We start from the raw sequence: 17,203 nt of genomic DNA on the forward strand, positions 1-17,203 counted from the left end.
GGAGGAGACTAATGAACAAGATACACGACGCGATTATCATTGGCGTAGGGCCTATTGGAATTGCTGCCGCTGTACAGCTCTTGTCGAGAAAATTAAAGCCCTTGGTTTTAGAGAAAGGCATATCGGCCGGCAGCGCCATGCTGGATTGGGGCCATATTCGGTTTTTTACACCCTGGCCCTATATCATTGATAAAGCAGTTGCTAACCTCCTTGATATGAATGGCTGGGTATATCCAAATAGGGAATACTTACAGGCCGTGAAATAGTGGACGAGTATTTAGGTCCAGCTGCCAAAACTCCGGAGCTAATTAATAAAAGTACTCTTATTTTATTTAGCTCCATAAAATTAATTGGAGATGATTTCCTTAATCAATTTATGGTGATAGATTTAGAGATGAAAGCTGGGGAGTGTTTGATCTTTTCTTTATTGAACTTACATGCTTCCCATTCCAATACCAGCGATAATAGTAGAAGGTTCTCCTTTGTAGGAAGATGCACTGCCAACCACATAAAGGTAGCCCCCTACGGAAAAGATTTATATTCAACCTATGAGGGACTTGTCGAATATGATACCCCTAAAATCGACACTTTTCAGGTTTTCGGCAATGATACCTACGGTTACAACGAAATCCTTAAAGAATAAACGTTCATTTAAAGCTTGGTCAGATTTTGAGTATATGCATGTCGCACTACAGGGAAAGTTACGATAAGCTTTGCCAGCATCCGTATCAGCATTTTATTAAACCAGTAATTTGAGCTTATCATTCGCCTAACGATTTCTGTCTTTCGAATCGTCGCCGCGCCTATTTTATGTCTTTCAACTGAATAACTATCTACTGTGCCATTTATAATCGCATCAACTGCAGCTATCGCATCGGCAATACCCAGATTCATACCCTTGCCACCTACGGGAGAATGGCAGTGAGCGGCGTCTCCGACTAAAAGTACGCGCTGGGAGCGATAACTCTTCGCCTGCCGAATTGAAATTTGAAAACTACCGGAGCGATGGATATTCTTAATTTTTAGCGGCACATCTAGTGCTCCCAACGCATCTGGCTGGGTAGCAACTACTCTTAAACGCTGTTTACCCATAGGTAAAGTAATTGTAAATTGATTGCCGGGCCGCTGAATATCCACACTAACTAAATCAGGATCACACTCTCCTTCTATATCTACATCAGCGACTCCCCAAGGTTCCGGCAAATCTGTACCAGGAAATGGAATACTCAGCTTCTCACGAATTGTTGAATGAACGCCGTCAGCAGCAATTAACCAGTCAAAGCATTCGACACTGCCGTCAGACAGGGTGACTTCCACTCTGTGCTCACTAGAGTCCACCTCAGTAGCGGCAATACCGTATTCAACTACGACACCCTGTGTGAGCAGAGCGTCCTTCAAAATCTCCTCAGTGCGATTTTGTGGTAACCCAAAGCCCACATACTCTTTATATGCATCGCCCCGGTTATCCAAAAATAACAACGGCCTACCCGCTTGAAGATATTGAACTTTGCAGAGTCGCATCGCCTCAGAGACCAAATTATCTGAAACACCAACCTTAAGAAGGCGCCTGATTGTGCAGGGAAAAATACCGACTGCCCGAGAGAGTTCACTGGGCTTGGTACGGCGTTCAACAATTCGGCATTTGATTCCATAGAAAGACAAAGCACAAGCTGCCGCCAACCCCGTTGGACCCGCACCAACCACTAATACCCGGTCTATATGGCTCATCGGTAGTGTTGCACTCTGTCGTAGAACTCACTTCTATTGTAGGAGCCCGGGAAAAAGCAAGGCACGGCCATCATAGAAGTAAACTCGCCTGCTGTGATAAAATCGCAATTTCAGGGCACCCCTCATATGATCGACCTCAGTATTTTACCCGCCTTCTTGATCGCAGCGATTGTTCTAGCGGCCTCCCCTGGTCCTGACCTACTATTAATATCTGCTTACTCTTCGGCTCGCGGATTTACTGCAGGAGCAATGATTTCATTGGGCATTTTTACTGCCGGGATGGTGCAAACGGCGCTAGTTGCTCTCGGACTCGGGCATATTATGCAGACGATGCCTCTGGTAGCACTGGTAGTAAAACTGGTAGGCGCCGTATACTTAACTTGGCTTGGATTGTCACTCCTTCGCAATTGGCGCAAAAATAAAGTGAGACAAAATAACCAACCAGATACCGTGGTTCTGCCGGCAACACAGCTGATCGCCCGGGGCTTACTCAACAACCTAATGAACCCCAAAGCCCTACTTTTCTTTAGCCTTTTCCTGCCTCAATTTACCGTGTCATCCCAAGCAATCACGACCCAAATCCTTGTATTGGGCGTACTCTTAAGCATTACAGCGCTGGCTTTTAACACCCTGGTATCCCTATCGTTTAGCAAGCTGGGAAAATCTCTTGCTACACAGGCCAATATTCAGCGGCACCTGGATGGTTTTCTTGGAGTTATTTTCCTCGGCTTGGCCTCTCGCCTGGCTTTTGACCGCTGATTTTTTATAGTTTTATGGACGACTGGAAGCTTTCTGTGAAAATATAGCGGCAGTCAAAGTACTTTCAGCAGTCCAGCGGAGAGCTCAATGCGAATAGCGGTCCTGTCTGACATCCATAGCAATGTTTATGCCCTCGATGCCATTATTGCTGATCTAAAAAAGAGAGGCGCCGATCTAACGGTGAACCTGGGTGATATTTTATATGGCCCTATTGCGCCACGACTCACCTATGAACGCTTAATGGAGCAAGGTTACACGACAATTCGCGGTAATCAGGACCGGCAAATATATGAAGCCACATCTACCGAAATAGAAAGCAACCCAACCCTGCAATTTATTCTGAAAGACCTTGGTGTTGAACCACTATTATGGATGAAGCAGTTACCACCCAGCTTACAAATCACCGATGAAGTCTTTCTTTGCCATGGAACACCCAGTAGTGACCTCATATATCTGCTGGAAGATACCAGCAGCGGCCGCCCCCAGATACGTTCCAACCATGAAATCCTCAACCTCCTTGGAAAGATTTCCTCAAAAGTAATTCTATGTGGGCATACACATCAACCACGCTGTATCTCTGTCAGTAGTGGCCAGCTGGTCGTAAATCCAGGCAGCGCTGGGCTACCGGCTTATACTGACAGTGAACCGCAACCCCATATTATGGAAACCTTTAGCCCCCATGCGAGTTACGCCCTGATAGAGAGAAGCAAAAACGGAGCCTGGAGCGCAGAATTTTTTAAGGTAAGTTATGATGCAGATAAAGCTGCCCGAGCTGCTATTGCGCAAGGGAGGGATGACTGGGGTTTCTATCTATCAACCGGACGAGCCAGCTAGGTAAATCTGCTTACACAGGATATTGGATAAAAGGAAATTCGCTAAATGGAAGATTATCGCCCTTGGGATATGGAACTAAATACCTTCATAATGCTGCTTCATCTAAGTCAATTGGCTTGGATCGTAATTCCTGGTGCTGGTTTTGTTTTACCCATTATTATGTGGGCAACAACAAGGGACCGCTCTCAAGAAATCGATAAACACGGCAAGATGATATTTAACTGGATGTTAAGCTTGCTTATCTATTCTATAATTTCTGTCATACTGATATTTTTTGTTATCGGTATTTTTGGGCTGATTGCATTAGCAATAATCAATGTTATATTTATTGTGATTGGTGCAATCCGGGCCAATGAAGGCCAGTTCTGGCGCTACCCGCTCAGTATTCGATTTTTTGGTTAAATAGCTAACCTTACCTTACAGATAGAAAATCGGGAGAGCACCTCCCGATTTCCCCTTGGCTATAAGCCAATAATCTCTACAATTACTTTCAGCAGATTAGTGCCGATTAGTAGTAACCAGAGAGATCATCGGTGATAGGACCGAGAGCACGGTAAGCGTTAGAAACGTCTACGCCGTTTGAGCGCTCACCACAGGCCAAGCCACCACACTCGTACCAGTCAGGATCAGAGAACCAATCATACTGAGTAACGTTTTCCCCATATCTCCAAGGATAGGCCATGATGGTAGAGAACTTGTCATCTACACCGTGACCCATGCCGTAAGAGTATACACCACCAGAGGTATCGCCCTGCTTGGTTGAGTGAACCAGACCCATATTGTGGCCCAGCTCGTGAACGAAAGTGTTATAGCCACAGTCAACGCCAGTTACACTATAAGCACGCTCTTTTGCGCTGGAGTACATGGTGCCATTGCTACCCTGTCCAACCCAGGCAATACCACAAGTGATATAGGTGCTGCCATCAATTACGGTCTCTTCGGCTTTACCCAGGAATACTACCATGTCAGCCTTTTCAGAGGCTCGCCAGCTATTTACAGTGCTGTGAAAGGTAATCAGATCTAGGGTATCTTCGTTTACACGGTAGTCAGAGCTGGAAGCATGCCAGCTATCTACCAAGTTAAGTTGAATATCAATACCATTTCTTGAAAAAGAATTGTTGGCATAACTGATATAGTTGTCGATCTTGGCCGAGATATCACCAGTGTATTCCGCCGCTTGGGTGGTGTACATAATAGCAATATCAACGGTATCCGCGCTTGCAGCGCCGGAAACCGTCATCGCTGCAATAGCAGCGGCCAGGCTTTTCTTCAGGTTCATTATAAGACTCCTTTTATTATAATAAGTAGTGCACACTCCTCCCCCAGCAATTAATTAAAATTGCTGCCCAAAGGAGTTAACAATACATTTTTAATACCCTGACTCGATTAAAAATCTATCCCTAGCATTTTAATCGCCTGAGGAGACGAGCCCCCGGTATTCGCAGGATTTTCTTGGGCCTTCCTTTGCCTGATTATTAATTCAAAGCACAATCGCCATGAATCAATTTCTTCTTATTTGAAGTCATTTAAAGGTACATCTTCATCCGACCAATCTTTGTCACGAGGTGCTTCCGAGGACATATCCTTATCATGTTTCTCTACGTGGTTTTTAATTAATGCACCATTAGGCGCTATCCATGCAAAACCACCTTGAGCTTCCATCGTATATGATCCAGAAGGTAGGTTTAGCTGAGCATAGACGGAATTTGCTCCGAGCGTAAAAGTTGCGCCATGCAGGCGAGTCATTCCCGGGAAGTTTAATTGTAAGCTTTTATTACCACTGGCATGCTCTTCAATACTACCAACTTGTGCATCGTAGTCACCCTCAATGCCAGGCAAGTCAATGTCGACATAATCACCAACTGTGAGATTCCGGAGCATCTCAATATCCAGCTCGAGATAGGTTTCACCATTGAGATCTACTGGTAAGCGGCCATTTTCATGAAGAACTTTCCTGGCCAGCTCTGACTCGACCCAAAGTGCTTTTTCTTCATCACCTCCAAGGAGTTCCTCTTCACCTGTCTGAACCTCTTCAGGTTTGAGTTGCTCTGCTTTTTCAGCAGATTTACTGATTGCAGGTTTGGGCTTCTCCAGCTCAGCGACTGGTTTTTGACCTTCAGATTGGCTTTTGGCCCAAACGAAATACCCTACTGCCACAGCAATGGCGACGAGAGGAATTATTTTTCTCACAAGCTTTTCTCTCAAAATAATGCTACGTGCAACGGCAAAGCACGTCCTATCGACAGCTTAACCAGCCCTACCTCATGTTGGCATCTTTACGATTCTTAACATTCGATATTTAGTTGAGACGATCGATCCTAATTATCACGCAGCTTTTTTTTAGGAAATTTTTCACATAATTTTCATAAAAATTGAACAGAATCAAAATTATTTTTCAAAACTGTGGGGAACTTCGGAATTAAAGTAGACATATTTCACGAAAACCCATTCTGCACCAAATTAGCTCAAGCCAAATACCAGTGGCGAACCCCCCCGAAGACGCGCTGGAACCATTTGTAAAATCCAAAAAAACAAGTTTCACAGGAAACAAATTTGGTAGATTTTTAAGCAGGATCAACAATTTCAGCGTGCGAAAGACAATAGAAGAAAAAAGTGAGAGCTCAAAATTTCTCTTCAATTTTGGAAAGGAATTTTCTGTTAGAAAAAAGTGAATATAAGGACAAACTGGAGAATCGTAACTAGGCAGGCAATTCAGACAATCTGTTAATTCTTGATTGGGTAGAGATAGAGACGTACGCAGTAACTTCAGCGCACAGTAATTAATTGGCCAGTGGTGACACCGTTACTCAACTCGATAGCGCAACAACACCAAATTATCCAGGACTATATTTTTTGACCAGATAAATTTAGCACCACTGCCATAAAACTGTTTCCGAAAATTCATATACGCCGCTTTATTGTCCACACCTATCTGCTGCTCCGTGTACTCTGTCGCATAAGGCCAAGAAAGGTAGCGGTCATCGACTTTCCAATTTTTCGGAATATCCCAGTGGAGAGAATAGACTTGTGCACCTGGTTTTGGGGGCCTCTCAGCACAGTCCAATGAGGTTCGCTCTTCTCCCCGCTCTTTCAAGCACCCCAAATCATAAATAGGTGCTGTATAAAAAGTTTGTGCATGCCACTTTGAATTCGTCTTGGTGCCATCTGAAAAGCTGGCAATAAAGCCACCGTCACCGGCATGGGTGCGGACACCTCTGTTACTCTCTGTGCCTTCTCCTAAGTTCTCCTCCCAGTCAACCGCTTTTATAGCGATATCGTAGGGCCTCTTCACCCTGAACTTAACCACACTGGAGTTAAAGGGCGTAAATGGAACCGGATCAACAGCAACTAACTTGCCATTGATATATAGCTCAAAATAATTGTCGGCAAAGATATAACCAGTAACCACCTCACCTTCTTTGTCGATATCGATCACCGGTACCTTTGTAAGATCAATATCACCCAATGAGGGTGGGGTGACCCCAGAGCACTGGTTATAGAGATCCGCAGCAAAGTACCGCTTGCTGTAATTCACTTCAGCCGGAACGGTAAAGGCTTTGCCCTCGACCTGCTTCTCCCCCATTGGCGACAACCGGGAGCGACCGAAAGCACAGGAAAACAGGTTCTGTGTTTCCACTTTGGTAGAATCCTCAGCCACACTCCCAGCACCAGAGTAGTGATTCTCCAGGGACCACGCATTTGCCGTAATCGAGATAAGGCCCAAGAAGGCCGCCTGATATCGTTTTCCCATCTTTCCAACCTCCTTTCGAGAGACAGCTTTGGTCAGGAGCGCACTAACCTGTAGCCCTATTAATCTGACAAATTGCTAGTTTAGTGATTTAGAAAATAATCAAAATACACTTTTCACCTTCTATATAGAAAGTTAACACAGCAAGAGAGTAATAGTTGCCGGGGTCAACAATTCTTAACCCTGTGGTCATGGCCGCTTAAAGATTATTTACACGGGAGGGGTAAAACAGAGGGAGGCTAACGGCACCCGGTCTTAAGCAGATCGGGTGCCGTTAAGGAAGGGCATTAAGCGGGCTTGGTTCGCACCCACTTGTGATCAAAGAAACTGCTTACAAAGCCTGCCAACACAATAGCCATCAACAGTAGCCATATCAGCTTTTCCGGCTTATCACTGGGAGTCGGTTCTGCAACCTGCTCCAGCTTCTGGCCACTGACCTGTTGCGCAGCATTGGCGCTGCTAACCTGAGGGTTATCCAATGCCTGGGCATTGGCCAGGGCCGCGAGGCCAAACCCTAATGCCTGCTGATTGACGAATTCCTTGAACTTGTCATTGTCGGTAGCCACATCAAACTGATTTGCCAGCTCGGTGTAGGTCTCTACCATTTTCTCCAGGGTTTCAGGCTTAGCATCCCAATATCCCTTGCGCACCGCTTCCAGCATTCGCTCCAACATCTGGGCCAGGGCCTCGGCATTGTGCTCTTCGAAGAATTCGCGCATGTCCATTTCATATTTGTCATCCACGTAGACTTCAAACATTTCCTGCCACTGGTCGTCGCGAATGGTTTCCGGAGTCATTACTTCCCAGCCCCACATATTGTTGACGCGATCCAGGATAGCGGTAGCGCCTGCGTAGCCGGAGTCCTGCATCGCCTCAATCCAGCGGGGGTGGAAGTAACGGCTGCGCATTTCCTGGTTGACGAACTCCGCAAGGGTTTGCGCTTTTACGTTATCTTTGCGACGCAAATTGGAAACATACATTTCCGGCGTTGCGCCATCCAGATTGCGAACCGCCAGACCGATACCGCCAAAGTATTGGAAGGGATCGTCATTGGTCATCATTGCGTAGAGGTTGGTGGAGCGGGAGAAAATCACCCCATCAGTGCCAGACAGCACTTTGCCGTACAGCTCAACACTGCGCTGATCCTCGCTCCAGCGGGATTCATCTTTGCCATAAGCAAAGCCCATGCGGCGCATATAGAGGTCAGCGAGCTTGTCATCCCCCTCCCAGCTGTCAGAGGCCAGGCTGGCGGCGGCAAGGCCCGTTCCATAGTTGCCGCTTTCATTGGAGAAGATACGCACCGATGACAAATAGCGAGCATCCTCTTCACTGTTGCCGTCTTCCAGCAGCTGCTGTTGCAATGCCTGGCTGTGGCGGTAGACAAAGTTATTGTCTTCTTTCATCTGCGCCATTTTATCGATGGCTTCTGCCAACCACAGCATCACGTTGGGGAAAGCATCCCGATAAAGGCCTGTCGCAGAGATTACGACATCAATACGCGGGCGCTTTAATTCCGAGTAGGGAATAACTTCTGTACCGGTAACATTGCCCTGCTGGTTCCACTTGGGTTTTAGGCCCAGGGCGTGCAGGATCTGGGCTTCCAGGGCACCCTGGTGGCGCATGGTTTCAAGGGACCACAAGGAGAAAGCCAACTTGTCCGGGAAGCGGCCATGCTTTGCATGGTAGTCAGCAATGGTCTGGTCCATCAGCTGTACACCAGCTTCATAGGCTTCTTTCGACGGCACCTTAGCCGGGTTAAAGCCAATCAGGTTGCGGCCGGTGGGCACCGCCTGCGGGTTGCGAATCGGGTCACCCCCATGGCTTACAGGAATGTAGTTACCATCGAGTGCCGACATCAGGTTTTCCAGCTCGGCAATTTTGGCAAAGTTATCGGAGTATTCCCGAGCCTGATCCAACTGGGCCTGCAAGGGCTCAGGAACCTGCTCCAGCTCACCGCCCTCCAGGAAGGTATCCAGCAACTGGAACCCCGCCTGCGCTTCCAAAGCCACAACATTGCGCTCATCCCGGGTTTGCTCTTCCGGCAAACGCAACCCGTGCTCCGCCTCATATTCATCCGCTGCGGTGATAAACCCTTCACCCAACATTTGCAACATGGTGCTGGTGAGGTGTTCGGTCTTTGGCAACTGACCAAAACGATGGATGCCCAGCGGCTGGCTCATCTCTGCCAATTGACCCAAATGATCCTGCAAGCGGCTCAGTTGGCCATCAAAATCCGCTCTTAAGGCTTCAGCACTGATTTCCAGATCCTTGAGCATATTGAGCTCTTCGGCCAGACCGATAATACGCTCTTGGGTATTGGCCCGGGTCTGCCCCTCAGACAATACCAGGTAATTGCCAATTAACTCGAACAACTCAGCCACTTCCGCATATAGGCCCGCTTTCGCGAAGCCTGGGGTCAAGTGGCTGATCATGGTGGCACGGCCACGGCGCTTGGCCTGCATGGCCTCTCCCACGTTATCGATAATGTAGGGGTAGAACACCGGGATATTTCCCAGGGCCAAACTGGGTGCATCGTAAACCGACAGGCCCCGCTCTTTGCCACTGAGCCACTCCTGGGAGCCATGGGTTCCAAGGTGGATATAGGCATCAGCACCAAAGGTTTCCCGTGCATAGAGGTAAACTGCCAGGTAGGCGTGGTTCACCGGGGTTTTCATATCGTGGTATAAGGAAGAGTGATCCTTAGCATTATCCGCGCGAACGCCTTGCGGCAACACAATCAAATTGCCGAGGGTCATCCGGGGAATAACAAATGCAGGCTCGCCGTTATGTTCGGCCAACATGGCATTGTCTTCCGGCTTGCCCCAACGCTCTACAATAGGATCCCGTACAGTTGCAGGCAGTTGGTCAAACCAGGCTTGATAGGTGGTCAGTGGCATCCAATCAGCCAACCCTTTATCGATCAAGGCTACGCTGTCTTCGCGACGATAATAGGGGCGCAACAACTGCCCGGCCCAATCGATAAGGGTTTTTGAATCCCTGATATGTACCTCATAGCCTCTTTCGCGCATTGCCTGGGCAATCGACTCAATCGAGCTGGGTACATCCAGGAAAGCCGCACCGATATTTTTTTCCCCAGGCGGGTAGTTCCAAATAAACGTTGCCACCTTTTTATTGGTGTTGCTTTGATAAGCGAGGGAGGCGTGATTCCAGGCGCGCTCTATCAAGGCCTGCATCTGTACATCCATCACTACTTTATTGCCGTCTTTATTAGCAGCGATAATCACCGGATCGATACTGCCAGTATCTTCAGGCATTACCAGGAAGAATGGTGTCAGGGATGGAGATACACCGCTGTTATCAGCAAAATATTCTTCTTCGCTGCCCTCGGTGTAATTGAGTGCATGAATAACCGGAACTCCCAGTTGCTCAAATTCAGCGCGGCGTTTGCTGACATAGTGCAGGGAGCGGTAATTAATCATCAAGTCGACACGGGTATTGCCGCCTTCGGTTTGCAATAAGTCTGGATAGGAAAGCGGCAAGTCTTCGCCTTCAAAGAAGAAGGCGAAAGCCTTGGCACCTTTAGCTTCAAGACCATTCAACAGGGTGTCGACAACCTGCTGCTGCTCGTAATCCACCACGGAGCGATGGATAGCCACGGCAATCACTGGCTGCTTATCAGCGGGCTTTAACCAGTCAAAGAAAAAATCCTCTTTATCGGTAACTAGCTGCTCCAGGCGGGGATGATAAAAACCCACCTTGGGTACAATTATCGGTTCCGGTACTGAGCCACTGGAAAGGTCAAATACCTCTGCCGACAAAAACTGCATCATATGCCGGTAGTTTTTGCGGCCCGCATTATTAAAATAAGCGGCAAGCGCCCGATGCTCGGACTCTGCCAACCCCTGGTTCATGGACTTATTATCTGCATCCCCCAGGGAAATCACCGGAACTTGCGGATGCTTGGCCAGCATTGGCTGGAACTTGCCAAACATAAAAGCAGAAAGCGCCGGATTGATGCCATCCAGCATTATCAGTTCAGCGGAAGACCAGGCCAGGTCAATTTCCTCATCGCTCTTACCTTTGCTGTTAAAGATCTCCAGCTCAAAGGGTTGGTCTGCAGAGAGATCAGCCAGCAATGTACCTTTTGCCTTGGCCGTGTGGCTCGACATCATCAAGAGTACTTTGGGTTTATTGTTAGCCTGGGCAAAGGTTGCAAAAGCCAAGCTCATCAACAGGCACACAAAACGTGCCCATAGTTTATTACGCACCACTAATTCCCCCCCGAAGCTTTTTCACCGACGGGAGATTCTTTACCTTCCCCTTCCGGTACATAAACCAGGCTGCCATCGGCCATCTGGTAAGCCACTCCCGCACGGGTGCCCTCCCCTGAGCCAATTTCCCCGGTGGATTTGTATTGTTTGATTTCCTTACCGTCCTTGACGATCACTTCCATATTGGGTTCGCCGGCATTTTTAATCACCGTGACCTTTTCATTGGAAAAAACGTTCAAGGGGTTTTGCGCAATGGCAATCAGCAGCGCGGCGATAATGACCAGAAACACATCGATCAGGTTCACTGCGCTCAGAATAGGATTCAGTTCTTCATCTTCGTCTAGGAAGCGCATCAGTCGGCCTCCTTCAGCTTGCGGATATTGATCAGCTCAGAGGCAAACCAGCGTTTTTTCACTGAGGCAGGCCAAAAGGTAATCGTGGAAATTACCAAGCCCCAGATCACAGCGGCGAAAGCAATAATCAGGTTTTCACTGATTCCCTGAATATTGCCATCGGCCAGAGCGCGAAGTGCCGGCCCCATGGGAATCATGGTGGCAATCAAACCCAACATAGGCGCAATCCGGGTAGCCATGCGCAACAGTTCCAGTTTTCTCAACGCAAAAACTTCCAATTCGTCGTCACATGCCAAAGGGTTATTCACGTAATAGTTGTGTACTTGGTAGCCCGGCAGGCGCTCAACCCGACCTTGCTTCAATGCCAACCGATAGGCTCCGGCATTTTTGCGGCGAAGCATCCACAGTGAAATAAAGCGCCCTGCGGCATATAGCGAATAGATAAAAAGGACCAGGATTGCCAGTAATACTGGGGCCATAAACAAGTCGGCCACATCCGCCATTAAGGTCTCAACTGATTGAATATTCACCGCAAGCCTCCCAAGCCCGGAAATTGATGCTGTTCACGAATTTGGGCGGAAACTACCCAAAGAAACTCACAAGGTCAAATTTAATCTTATTGATAGTGATTCGCATTTAGCTTTACATTTTAATAAGTATCCATATAATCTCGCTCCGAACTGGTCGACAAGACCAAGCGAAAGGGCAGCACTAAGACCCTTAACGAGCAGACCGAATCAACGACATCAAGGAATTCACCATGAAACGTCGCCCACTAGCAGCAGCCATTTTGGGCTTAGCCTCCGCCTCAAATCTGTACGCAGAGACCCCGACCTCTCCGTCCAGCAATGAACTCGAGCTGATCGTCGTCAGCGGGCGCGCAGAAAAACCCCTGAAAGACGTTGCGGGCAGCGTTTCCGTGGTGACCAATGAAGAAATTGAGCAACTTCAGCTCAATGACATGAACCAACTGTTCCAATACGAGCCCGGTGTTGAAGTAACCGGTGAGGCTGGCGGCGCGCAGAATATTCTGGTGCGCGGCATGGGCGGTGACCGTGTACTGATTATCAAAGACGGTATGCGGGTGAACGAGGGTTATGGCGCCAATGGCCAAAACGACATTATTGGTCGCGGCTTTATTGAAGTGGACACCCTAAAGCAGGTTGAAGTTGCCAAAGGCGCAGCCTCCTCCCTGTACGGTTCAGACGCCCTTGCCGGTATCGTAGTATTCACCACCAAAGATGCTTCCGACTACCTGGAAGATGGCGAGCAGTTTGGCGGCTCTATCAAGACCGGCTACAACGGCATCACCAGCCAGAAAAATGTTTCCCCTACCCTTGCCCTGCGCACCGGCAATTTTGAGCAACTGCTGCACACCACCTTCCGCGATGGTGAAGAACAACAGAACTACGACGAAACCCAGGACCCCTTCGAGATTGAATCGAAGAGCATCCTGTACAAGGGTAAATACAACCTGGGTGGCGAAGACTTTATCAGCTTCAGCATCGACCACTGGAACCAGGAAACTGTCGGTGACAGTGCCGATGGCCTGCTGTATTACTTCCGCGGACTCGCCGACTACGGCTACAACATCGTCGCTGAACAATCTGTTTCCGACAAAGAGACCACTGCATACCAGCTCCGCTACCACAGCGAGACTCCAACTGCGATTTACGATCAGGTAAATATCAGCTTGTACAACAACAAGTCTGAACAGGAAGACGAGCAGTACGGGCAACTGGACATCAACGCCCCCATGTTCGGCGTGATCGAAATCCGCGATATGTGGGAAACCGGCCTCTACCGCCAGGACACTATCGGCCTGCTGTCCAACGCCAGCAAAACCCTGAATGAAACCCATACCCTGGGTTACGGTCTGGACCTGGAGCAAACCGAGAGCGAGCGTACCGTTCACCAATACCGTGAAGTTGCGGGTAGCTCCACCCTGGACTCCACCACCGAGAAATTCCCAGAAAACGAAGTGGCGCGCGCCGGCCTGTTTATCAATGACGAAATGTCATTCGCCAATGGCCAGCTGACCGTTACCCCGGGCCTGCGCTACGACTGGTACGAAATGGACCCGAACGGCGCATTGAAGACTGACGGCACTCCATTTGCCACCATTGAAGAAAGCAATGTTTCCTTCAACCTGGGCACTCTGTATCGAATCAATCCAAAGTTATCTGCCTTTGCCCAATATGGACAGGGCTTTAAAGTACCGGCCTACGATTTAGCTTACATTGAGCACTACCTGCAGCCGACCTCCAGTTACATCTATGAGGTACTTCCCGCCGACGATCTGTCACCGGAAACCAGTGACACCTTCGAGCTCGGCCTGCGCGGGCACCTGGGCCCGGTAGCTTTCAGTACTGCAGCGTTTTATACCGAATACGATGATTTCCTGGAAACCACACTCGTTAATAGCGAAACCGTATTCGATGACGACGGTAGTTTCTCTCATGTATTTGAGCAGTACCAGTACCAGAACATCGAATCTGTCACCATCAAAGGTATAGAGGCGAGCGCCAGCTGGTACCTGTCTCCTTCGATCGAACTGTTTGCTAATGCCAGCTACCAGCGCGGTGAAAACGACACCACCGGTGAATACCTAACCAGCATCAGCCCACTGTCTGGCGTGGTCGGTGCCAGCTACAGCGGAGCCAAACTCTCCAGCCAGGTACTGGTACGCTGGGCAGACCGTATGGAAAAAGTGAACGACGGCGCTACTGAAACTGCCGGTTATGGCACTGTAGACTGGACCCTGGGTTATCAGGTAATGGACTCCATGTCTGTGAACTTGGCGGTTAACAACCTGATGGATAAATACTACGTTCCCTACCTGAATGTTGCAGGCTGGGATGAAGGCAGTGATCTTTCTGTCAATGCTGCGCCGGGACGTACTTTCTCTGCGTCAATCCGATACGATTTTTAATTAACGAGTTTTACACTCTCCTACCTCGCAAATAAGTCCCTTGATGGCCGTACTCCCATGCGGCCTTTTTTTGTTTTTATTGCCCCACAAAACTAAAACTGATCCGTGTAGATTTTCTCCATCATCTCTTTCACTTCCGCCTGATACAGCCGTAACGCCTTCAACAGCTCAAGTCTGAATAGTGGCATGTAGATCAGGTAAACCAACCGATATAATGGATTAGCCGAGTGCATTTTAAAATAACACTGCCTCTCCCAGTGGCTTGATCCCCCCTTCATTTCAGTTATGGAGTAACTAAAATGACCGGTTATATATTTGGTGATCGGTAAAAACAGAAGAACTAGTGCTCCGCCGTAAATTATCTTTCCCTCCCAGGCAATTTTGTTGGGTCGCTCATAATTCATTAATTGATGTTTCATTACGTGGTAGCCGGTGATACCCCAGTACTTTTCGATCGCAACACTACCCACCGTGGTTTTATCTCCCCCTAAATTGTATTCAGCAAACAAAGTATTGGGATATTTGCTTTCCCAGCTACGCAGGTCTACCACAAAATCAAACAGGGCCTCTGGCGGAGCTTGGATAATGACCGAATTCTTATAGAAGTAGGACTTGTCTTTAAAATAGAGAACCAGGCAAAGTAATAAGTACAGAATAATTACTGCATAGATGATGTCTAGTATCATTAACTGCCTCCGCCACTAAATACTTAATATCGGCACTGAGATAAATTGAACTAGAAAGTCATAAACCTAATTATAGAAGAATAAAAAAATGCCACAGCCCCAAAGCAATTAAATGGAATATTCAAAGTAAAAATTGACAGACATAAGCCTGCTAAGCACTTGCCGCAGTAAGCCCAAACTTAATGGCCAATCGGTCTGCAAACACCGTCACCCGGCGCGGCTGGGCCCGGCTTGGTGGGAACAACATTTGAAGCGGTACCGGCGGTGGAGTGTACTCTTCTAACAGGCGAACCAGCCTGCCCGCTTGGATATCCGGCCCTACATCCAGTTCTGATTTTAAAATAATGCCACTTCCCTTCAGGCACCACTGGCGAGCCAGTTCCCCGTCATTGGTCACCCGGTCACCACGCACCACCACAGTTTGCTCACTCCCCGATCCATCGCGGCCGTCGAGAAAGCGCCAGTGGTTATCCAGGTTTTCACCGAAACGCATTACCAGACAGTTGTGACCCTTCAGGTCGTCAGGCTTTTGTGGAGTGCCGCGCTCTTGTAAATATCTGGGAGAAGCGCAGAGGATGCGCTGTTTTTGGCTCAGGGTCCTGACCCGAAGTGAACTGTCGGTGATTGTGCCGAAACGCAAGGCAATATCAATACCCTGACCGACGATGTCCACATAACCATCCGACAACAGCAATTCAATAGAAATAGCCGGGTGATCCAGTAAGAAGCGGTCAATTTCCGGGGCCACAATCGCCCGCCCCAAGTCGCAGGGGGCACTTACGCGAATGCTACCGGACAGGGTCTGTGCCCCTGATCGGATACGGCTTTCAAGGTCATCCACTTCACCCAGAATCTGTTTAGCACCCTCAATCAGGGTGCGACCTTCCTCTGTCAGGCTAATTGCCCGGGTTGTTCGATTCAGTAGCACCACACCAAAGTGTGACTCCAGTGCCGCAAGGCGCTCGGAAACCCTGCTGGAAGACAGGCCCGAGTCCCGCGCTGCGGCGACCAGGCTACCTTTATCAACAATTTGCAGGAACAGTTTGAGATTATCTATTAGCATTGATCGGAAATACCGAATATTGATTTCTATTAAAAGCAGTTTATCCGGTAAATCAAAGCAACCACAATACCCCTATCGCAGTCACTACTGCACAGTCACAAACTTACACTAGGGAGTTTCGCTATGGATAACAGTATTCGCATCGGACACATTGCGCTCTCTTTTCACGAGGCCAGCGCCCGGGAAGTCGCCAAGGTTCTTGAGGCTCACGGGCACCAAACCAGCTTCAAGTCCGCCCCCCATGAGGCGGCCTTCGAGCTGCTAAAAAACGGGGAAATCGACCTTTTAACTTCGGCCTGGCTGCCCTCCAGCCACGAAGTCTACCTGAATCCCCTGCTGGACCAGGTAGAAAAAGTGACCGTGCTGTATGAGCCCTACTGTATCTGGGGCGTGCCGGATTATGTGCCCGAAAATACAATTGCCAGCGTTGATGACCTCCTCAGCGAACCCGCCCTCACCCGTATGGATCGCCTGATCCAGGGAATCAATCCCGGTGCCGGTATTAGCCGCTTTTCCGCTGAAATGATCCAGGCCTATGGCCTCGATACGGCAGGTTACGAATTCCGACCGGGAACAGAAGCGGACTGCTTCAACCGTTTTGAAGACGCCGTAGCGCAGGAGCGCTGGGTAGTAATCCCCTTGTGGCACCCACAATTTCTCCACAACCGCTACACCATCCGCGCACTAAAAGAGCCCAAAGGGCTTCTCGGCACTCAAGATGAAGCAACGCTCATCGTGCGCAAAGATGCCAAACAGAAAATTGGCAGCGCCGCCCTGGCTGCGCTGTCTCAGCTTTATATCGGCAACAAAAAGCTCAGCGCCTTGGAAGATGCGCTGCGCAAACAAGCCAAAAACTAAGACACCGTAA

General features: G+C 48.7%; 16 protein-coding genes. 7 read left to right on the top strand and 9 right to left on the bottom strand.

The features are described 5' to 3' along the window. The first annotated feature begins 11 nt into the window (after positions 1-11). Positions 12-266, top strand: coding sequence for an NAD(P)-binding domain-containing protein (locus ACJJIE_RS08150; RefSeq protein WP_444894250.1), 255 nt, complete (start codon positions 12-14; stop codon positions 264-266). Then, the gene (locus ACJJIE_RS08155; protein WP_444894251.1) at positions 266-643 is read left to right on the top strand and encodes a phytanoyl-CoA dioxygenase family protein; all 378 of its coding nucleotides are present in this window, start codon (positions 266-268) and stop codon (positions 641-643) included. Before ACJJIE_RS08150 ends, ACJJIE_RS08155 begins: the two co-directional genes overlap by 1 nt. Before the next feature lie 8 nt (positions 644-651). Here ACJJIE_RS08155 and ACJJIE_RS08160 read toward each other — a convergent pair whose 3' ends face one another. Then, positions 652-1,728 carry an FAD-dependent oxidoreductase gene (locus ACJJIE_RS08160; protein WP_444894252.1) on the bottom strand — a complete coding sequence of 359 codons (1,077 nt, stop codon included), beginning with the start codon at positions 1,726-1,728 and terminating at the stop codon, positions 652-654. 126 nt (positions 1,729-1,854) lie between these two features. Between ACJJIE_RS08160 and ACJJIE_RS08165 the strand changes: the two genes are divergently transcribed. The 3 genes from ACJJIE_RS08165 (at position 1,855) to ACJJIE_RS08175 (ending at position 3,723) form a co-directional block, all read left to right on the top strand. Next, positions 1,855-2,487, top strand: coding sequence for a LysE family translocator (locus tag ACJJIE_RS08165; RefSeq protein WP_282933315.1), 633 nt, complete (start codon positions 1,855-1,857; stop codon positions 2,485-2,487). A gap of 87 nt (positions 2,488-2,574) precedes the next feature. Further along, on the top strand, positions 2,575-3,321 hold the full coding sequence (locus ACJJIE_RS08170; protein WP_444894253.1) for a metallophosphoesterase family protein: 747 nt from the start codon (positions 2,575-2,577) through the stop codon (positions 3,319-3,321). A gap of 45 nt (positions 3,322-3,366) precedes the next feature. Next, entirely contained in the window at positions 3,367-3,723 is a 357-nt protein-coding gene (locus ACJJIE_RS08175) for a DUF4870 domain-containing protein (protein WP_282933317.1), read from the top strand. 106 nt (positions 3,724-3,829) lie between these two features. Here ACJJIE_RS08175 and ACJJIE_RS08180 read toward each other — a convergent pair whose 3' ends face one another. The 6 genes from ACJJIE_RS08180 to ACJJIE_RS08205 form a co-directional block, all read right to left on the bottom strand. Next, complete coding sequence (locus tag ACJJIE_RS08180) at positions 3,830-4,600, bottom strand: zinc-dependent metalloprotease family protein (protein ID WP_282933318.1); 771 nt, start codon at positions 4,598-4,600, stop codon at positions 3,830-3,832. 233 nt (positions 4,601-4,833) lie between these two features. After that, positions 4,834-5,511: a protease inhibitor BamI-like protein gene (locus tag ACJJIE_RS08185; protein WP_444894254.1), complete on the bottom strand. Its 678-nt coding sequence runs from the start codon at positions 5,509-5,511 to the stop codon at positions 4,834-4,836. A 613-nt stretch (positions 5,512-6,124) separates the two neighbouring features. Further along, a complete protein-coding gene (locus ACJJIE_RS08190; protein WP_444894255.1) occupies positions 6,125-7,072 on the bottom strand; it encodes a hypothetical protein in 948 nt (315 codons plus the stop codon). Between the two features lie 284 nt (positions 7,073-7,356). Continuing rightward, positions 7,357-11,298, bottom strand: coding sequence for a cobaltochelatase subunit CobN (gene cobN / locus ACJJIE_RS08195; RefSeq protein ID WP_444894256.1), 3,942 nt, complete (start codon positions 11,296-11,298; stop codon positions 7,357-7,359). A gap of 2 nt (positions 11,299-11,300) precedes the next feature. Then, positions 11,301-11,654: a DUF2149 domain-containing protein gene (locus ACJJIE_RS08200; RefSeq protein ID WP_444894257.1), complete on the bottom strand. Its 354-nt coding sequence runs from the start codon at positions 11,652-11,654 to the stop codon at positions 11,301-11,303. Continuing rightward, positions 11,654-12,184, bottom strand: coding sequence for a MotA/TolQ/ExbB proton channel family protein (locus tag ACJJIE_RS08205; RefSeq protein ID WP_444894258.1), 531 nt, complete (start codon positions 12,182-12,184; stop codon positions 11,654-11,656). Before ACJJIE_RS08205 ends, ACJJIE_RS08200 begins: the two co-directional genes overlap by 1 nt. A gap of 230 nt (positions 12,185-12,414) precedes the next feature. Between ACJJIE_RS08205 and ACJJIE_RS08210 the strand changes: the two genes are divergently transcribed. After that, positions 12,415-14,586 (top strand): TonB-dependent hemoglobin/transferrin/lactoferrin family receptor, encoded by a 2,172-nt coding sequence (locus ACJJIE_RS08210; RefSeq protein WP_282933323.1) that lies wholly within the window; start codon positions 12,415-12,417, stop codon positions 14,584-14,586. A 92-nt stretch (positions 14,587-14,678) separates the two neighbouring features. Here the strand turns inward: ACJJIE_RS08210 and ACJJIE_RS08215 are convergent, their stop codons facing one another. Both ACJJIE_RS08215 and ACJJIE_RS08220 read right to left on the bottom strand, forming a co-directional pair. Next, positions 14,679-15,272 (bottom strand): SRPBCC family protein, encoded by a 594-nt coding sequence (locus ACJJIE_RS08215; protein WP_282933324.1) that lies wholly within the window; start codon positions 15,270-15,272, stop codon positions 14,679-14,681. 151 nt (positions 15,273-15,423) lie between these two features. After that, positions 15,424-16,335: a LysR family transcriptional regulator gene (locus ACJJIE_RS08220; protein WP_444894259.1), complete on the bottom strand. Its 912-nt coding sequence runs from the start codon at positions 16,333-16,335 to the stop codon at positions 15,424-15,426. A gap of 123 nt (positions 16,336-16,458) precedes the next feature. On the opposite strand from ACJJIE_RS08220, the gene ACJJIE_RS08225 reads away from it, so the two are divergent. Continuing rightward, the gene (locus ACJJIE_RS08225) at positions 16,459-17,193 is read left to right on the top strand and encodes a glycine betaine ABC transporter substrate-binding protein (RefSeq protein ID WP_282933326.1); all 735 of its coding nucleotides are present in this window, start codon (positions 16,459-16,461) and stop codon (positions 17,191-17,193) included. Positions 17,194-17,203: the final 10 nt, after the last annotated feature.

Source organism: Microbulbifer maximicatervae (SeqCode), assembly GCF_052467325.1.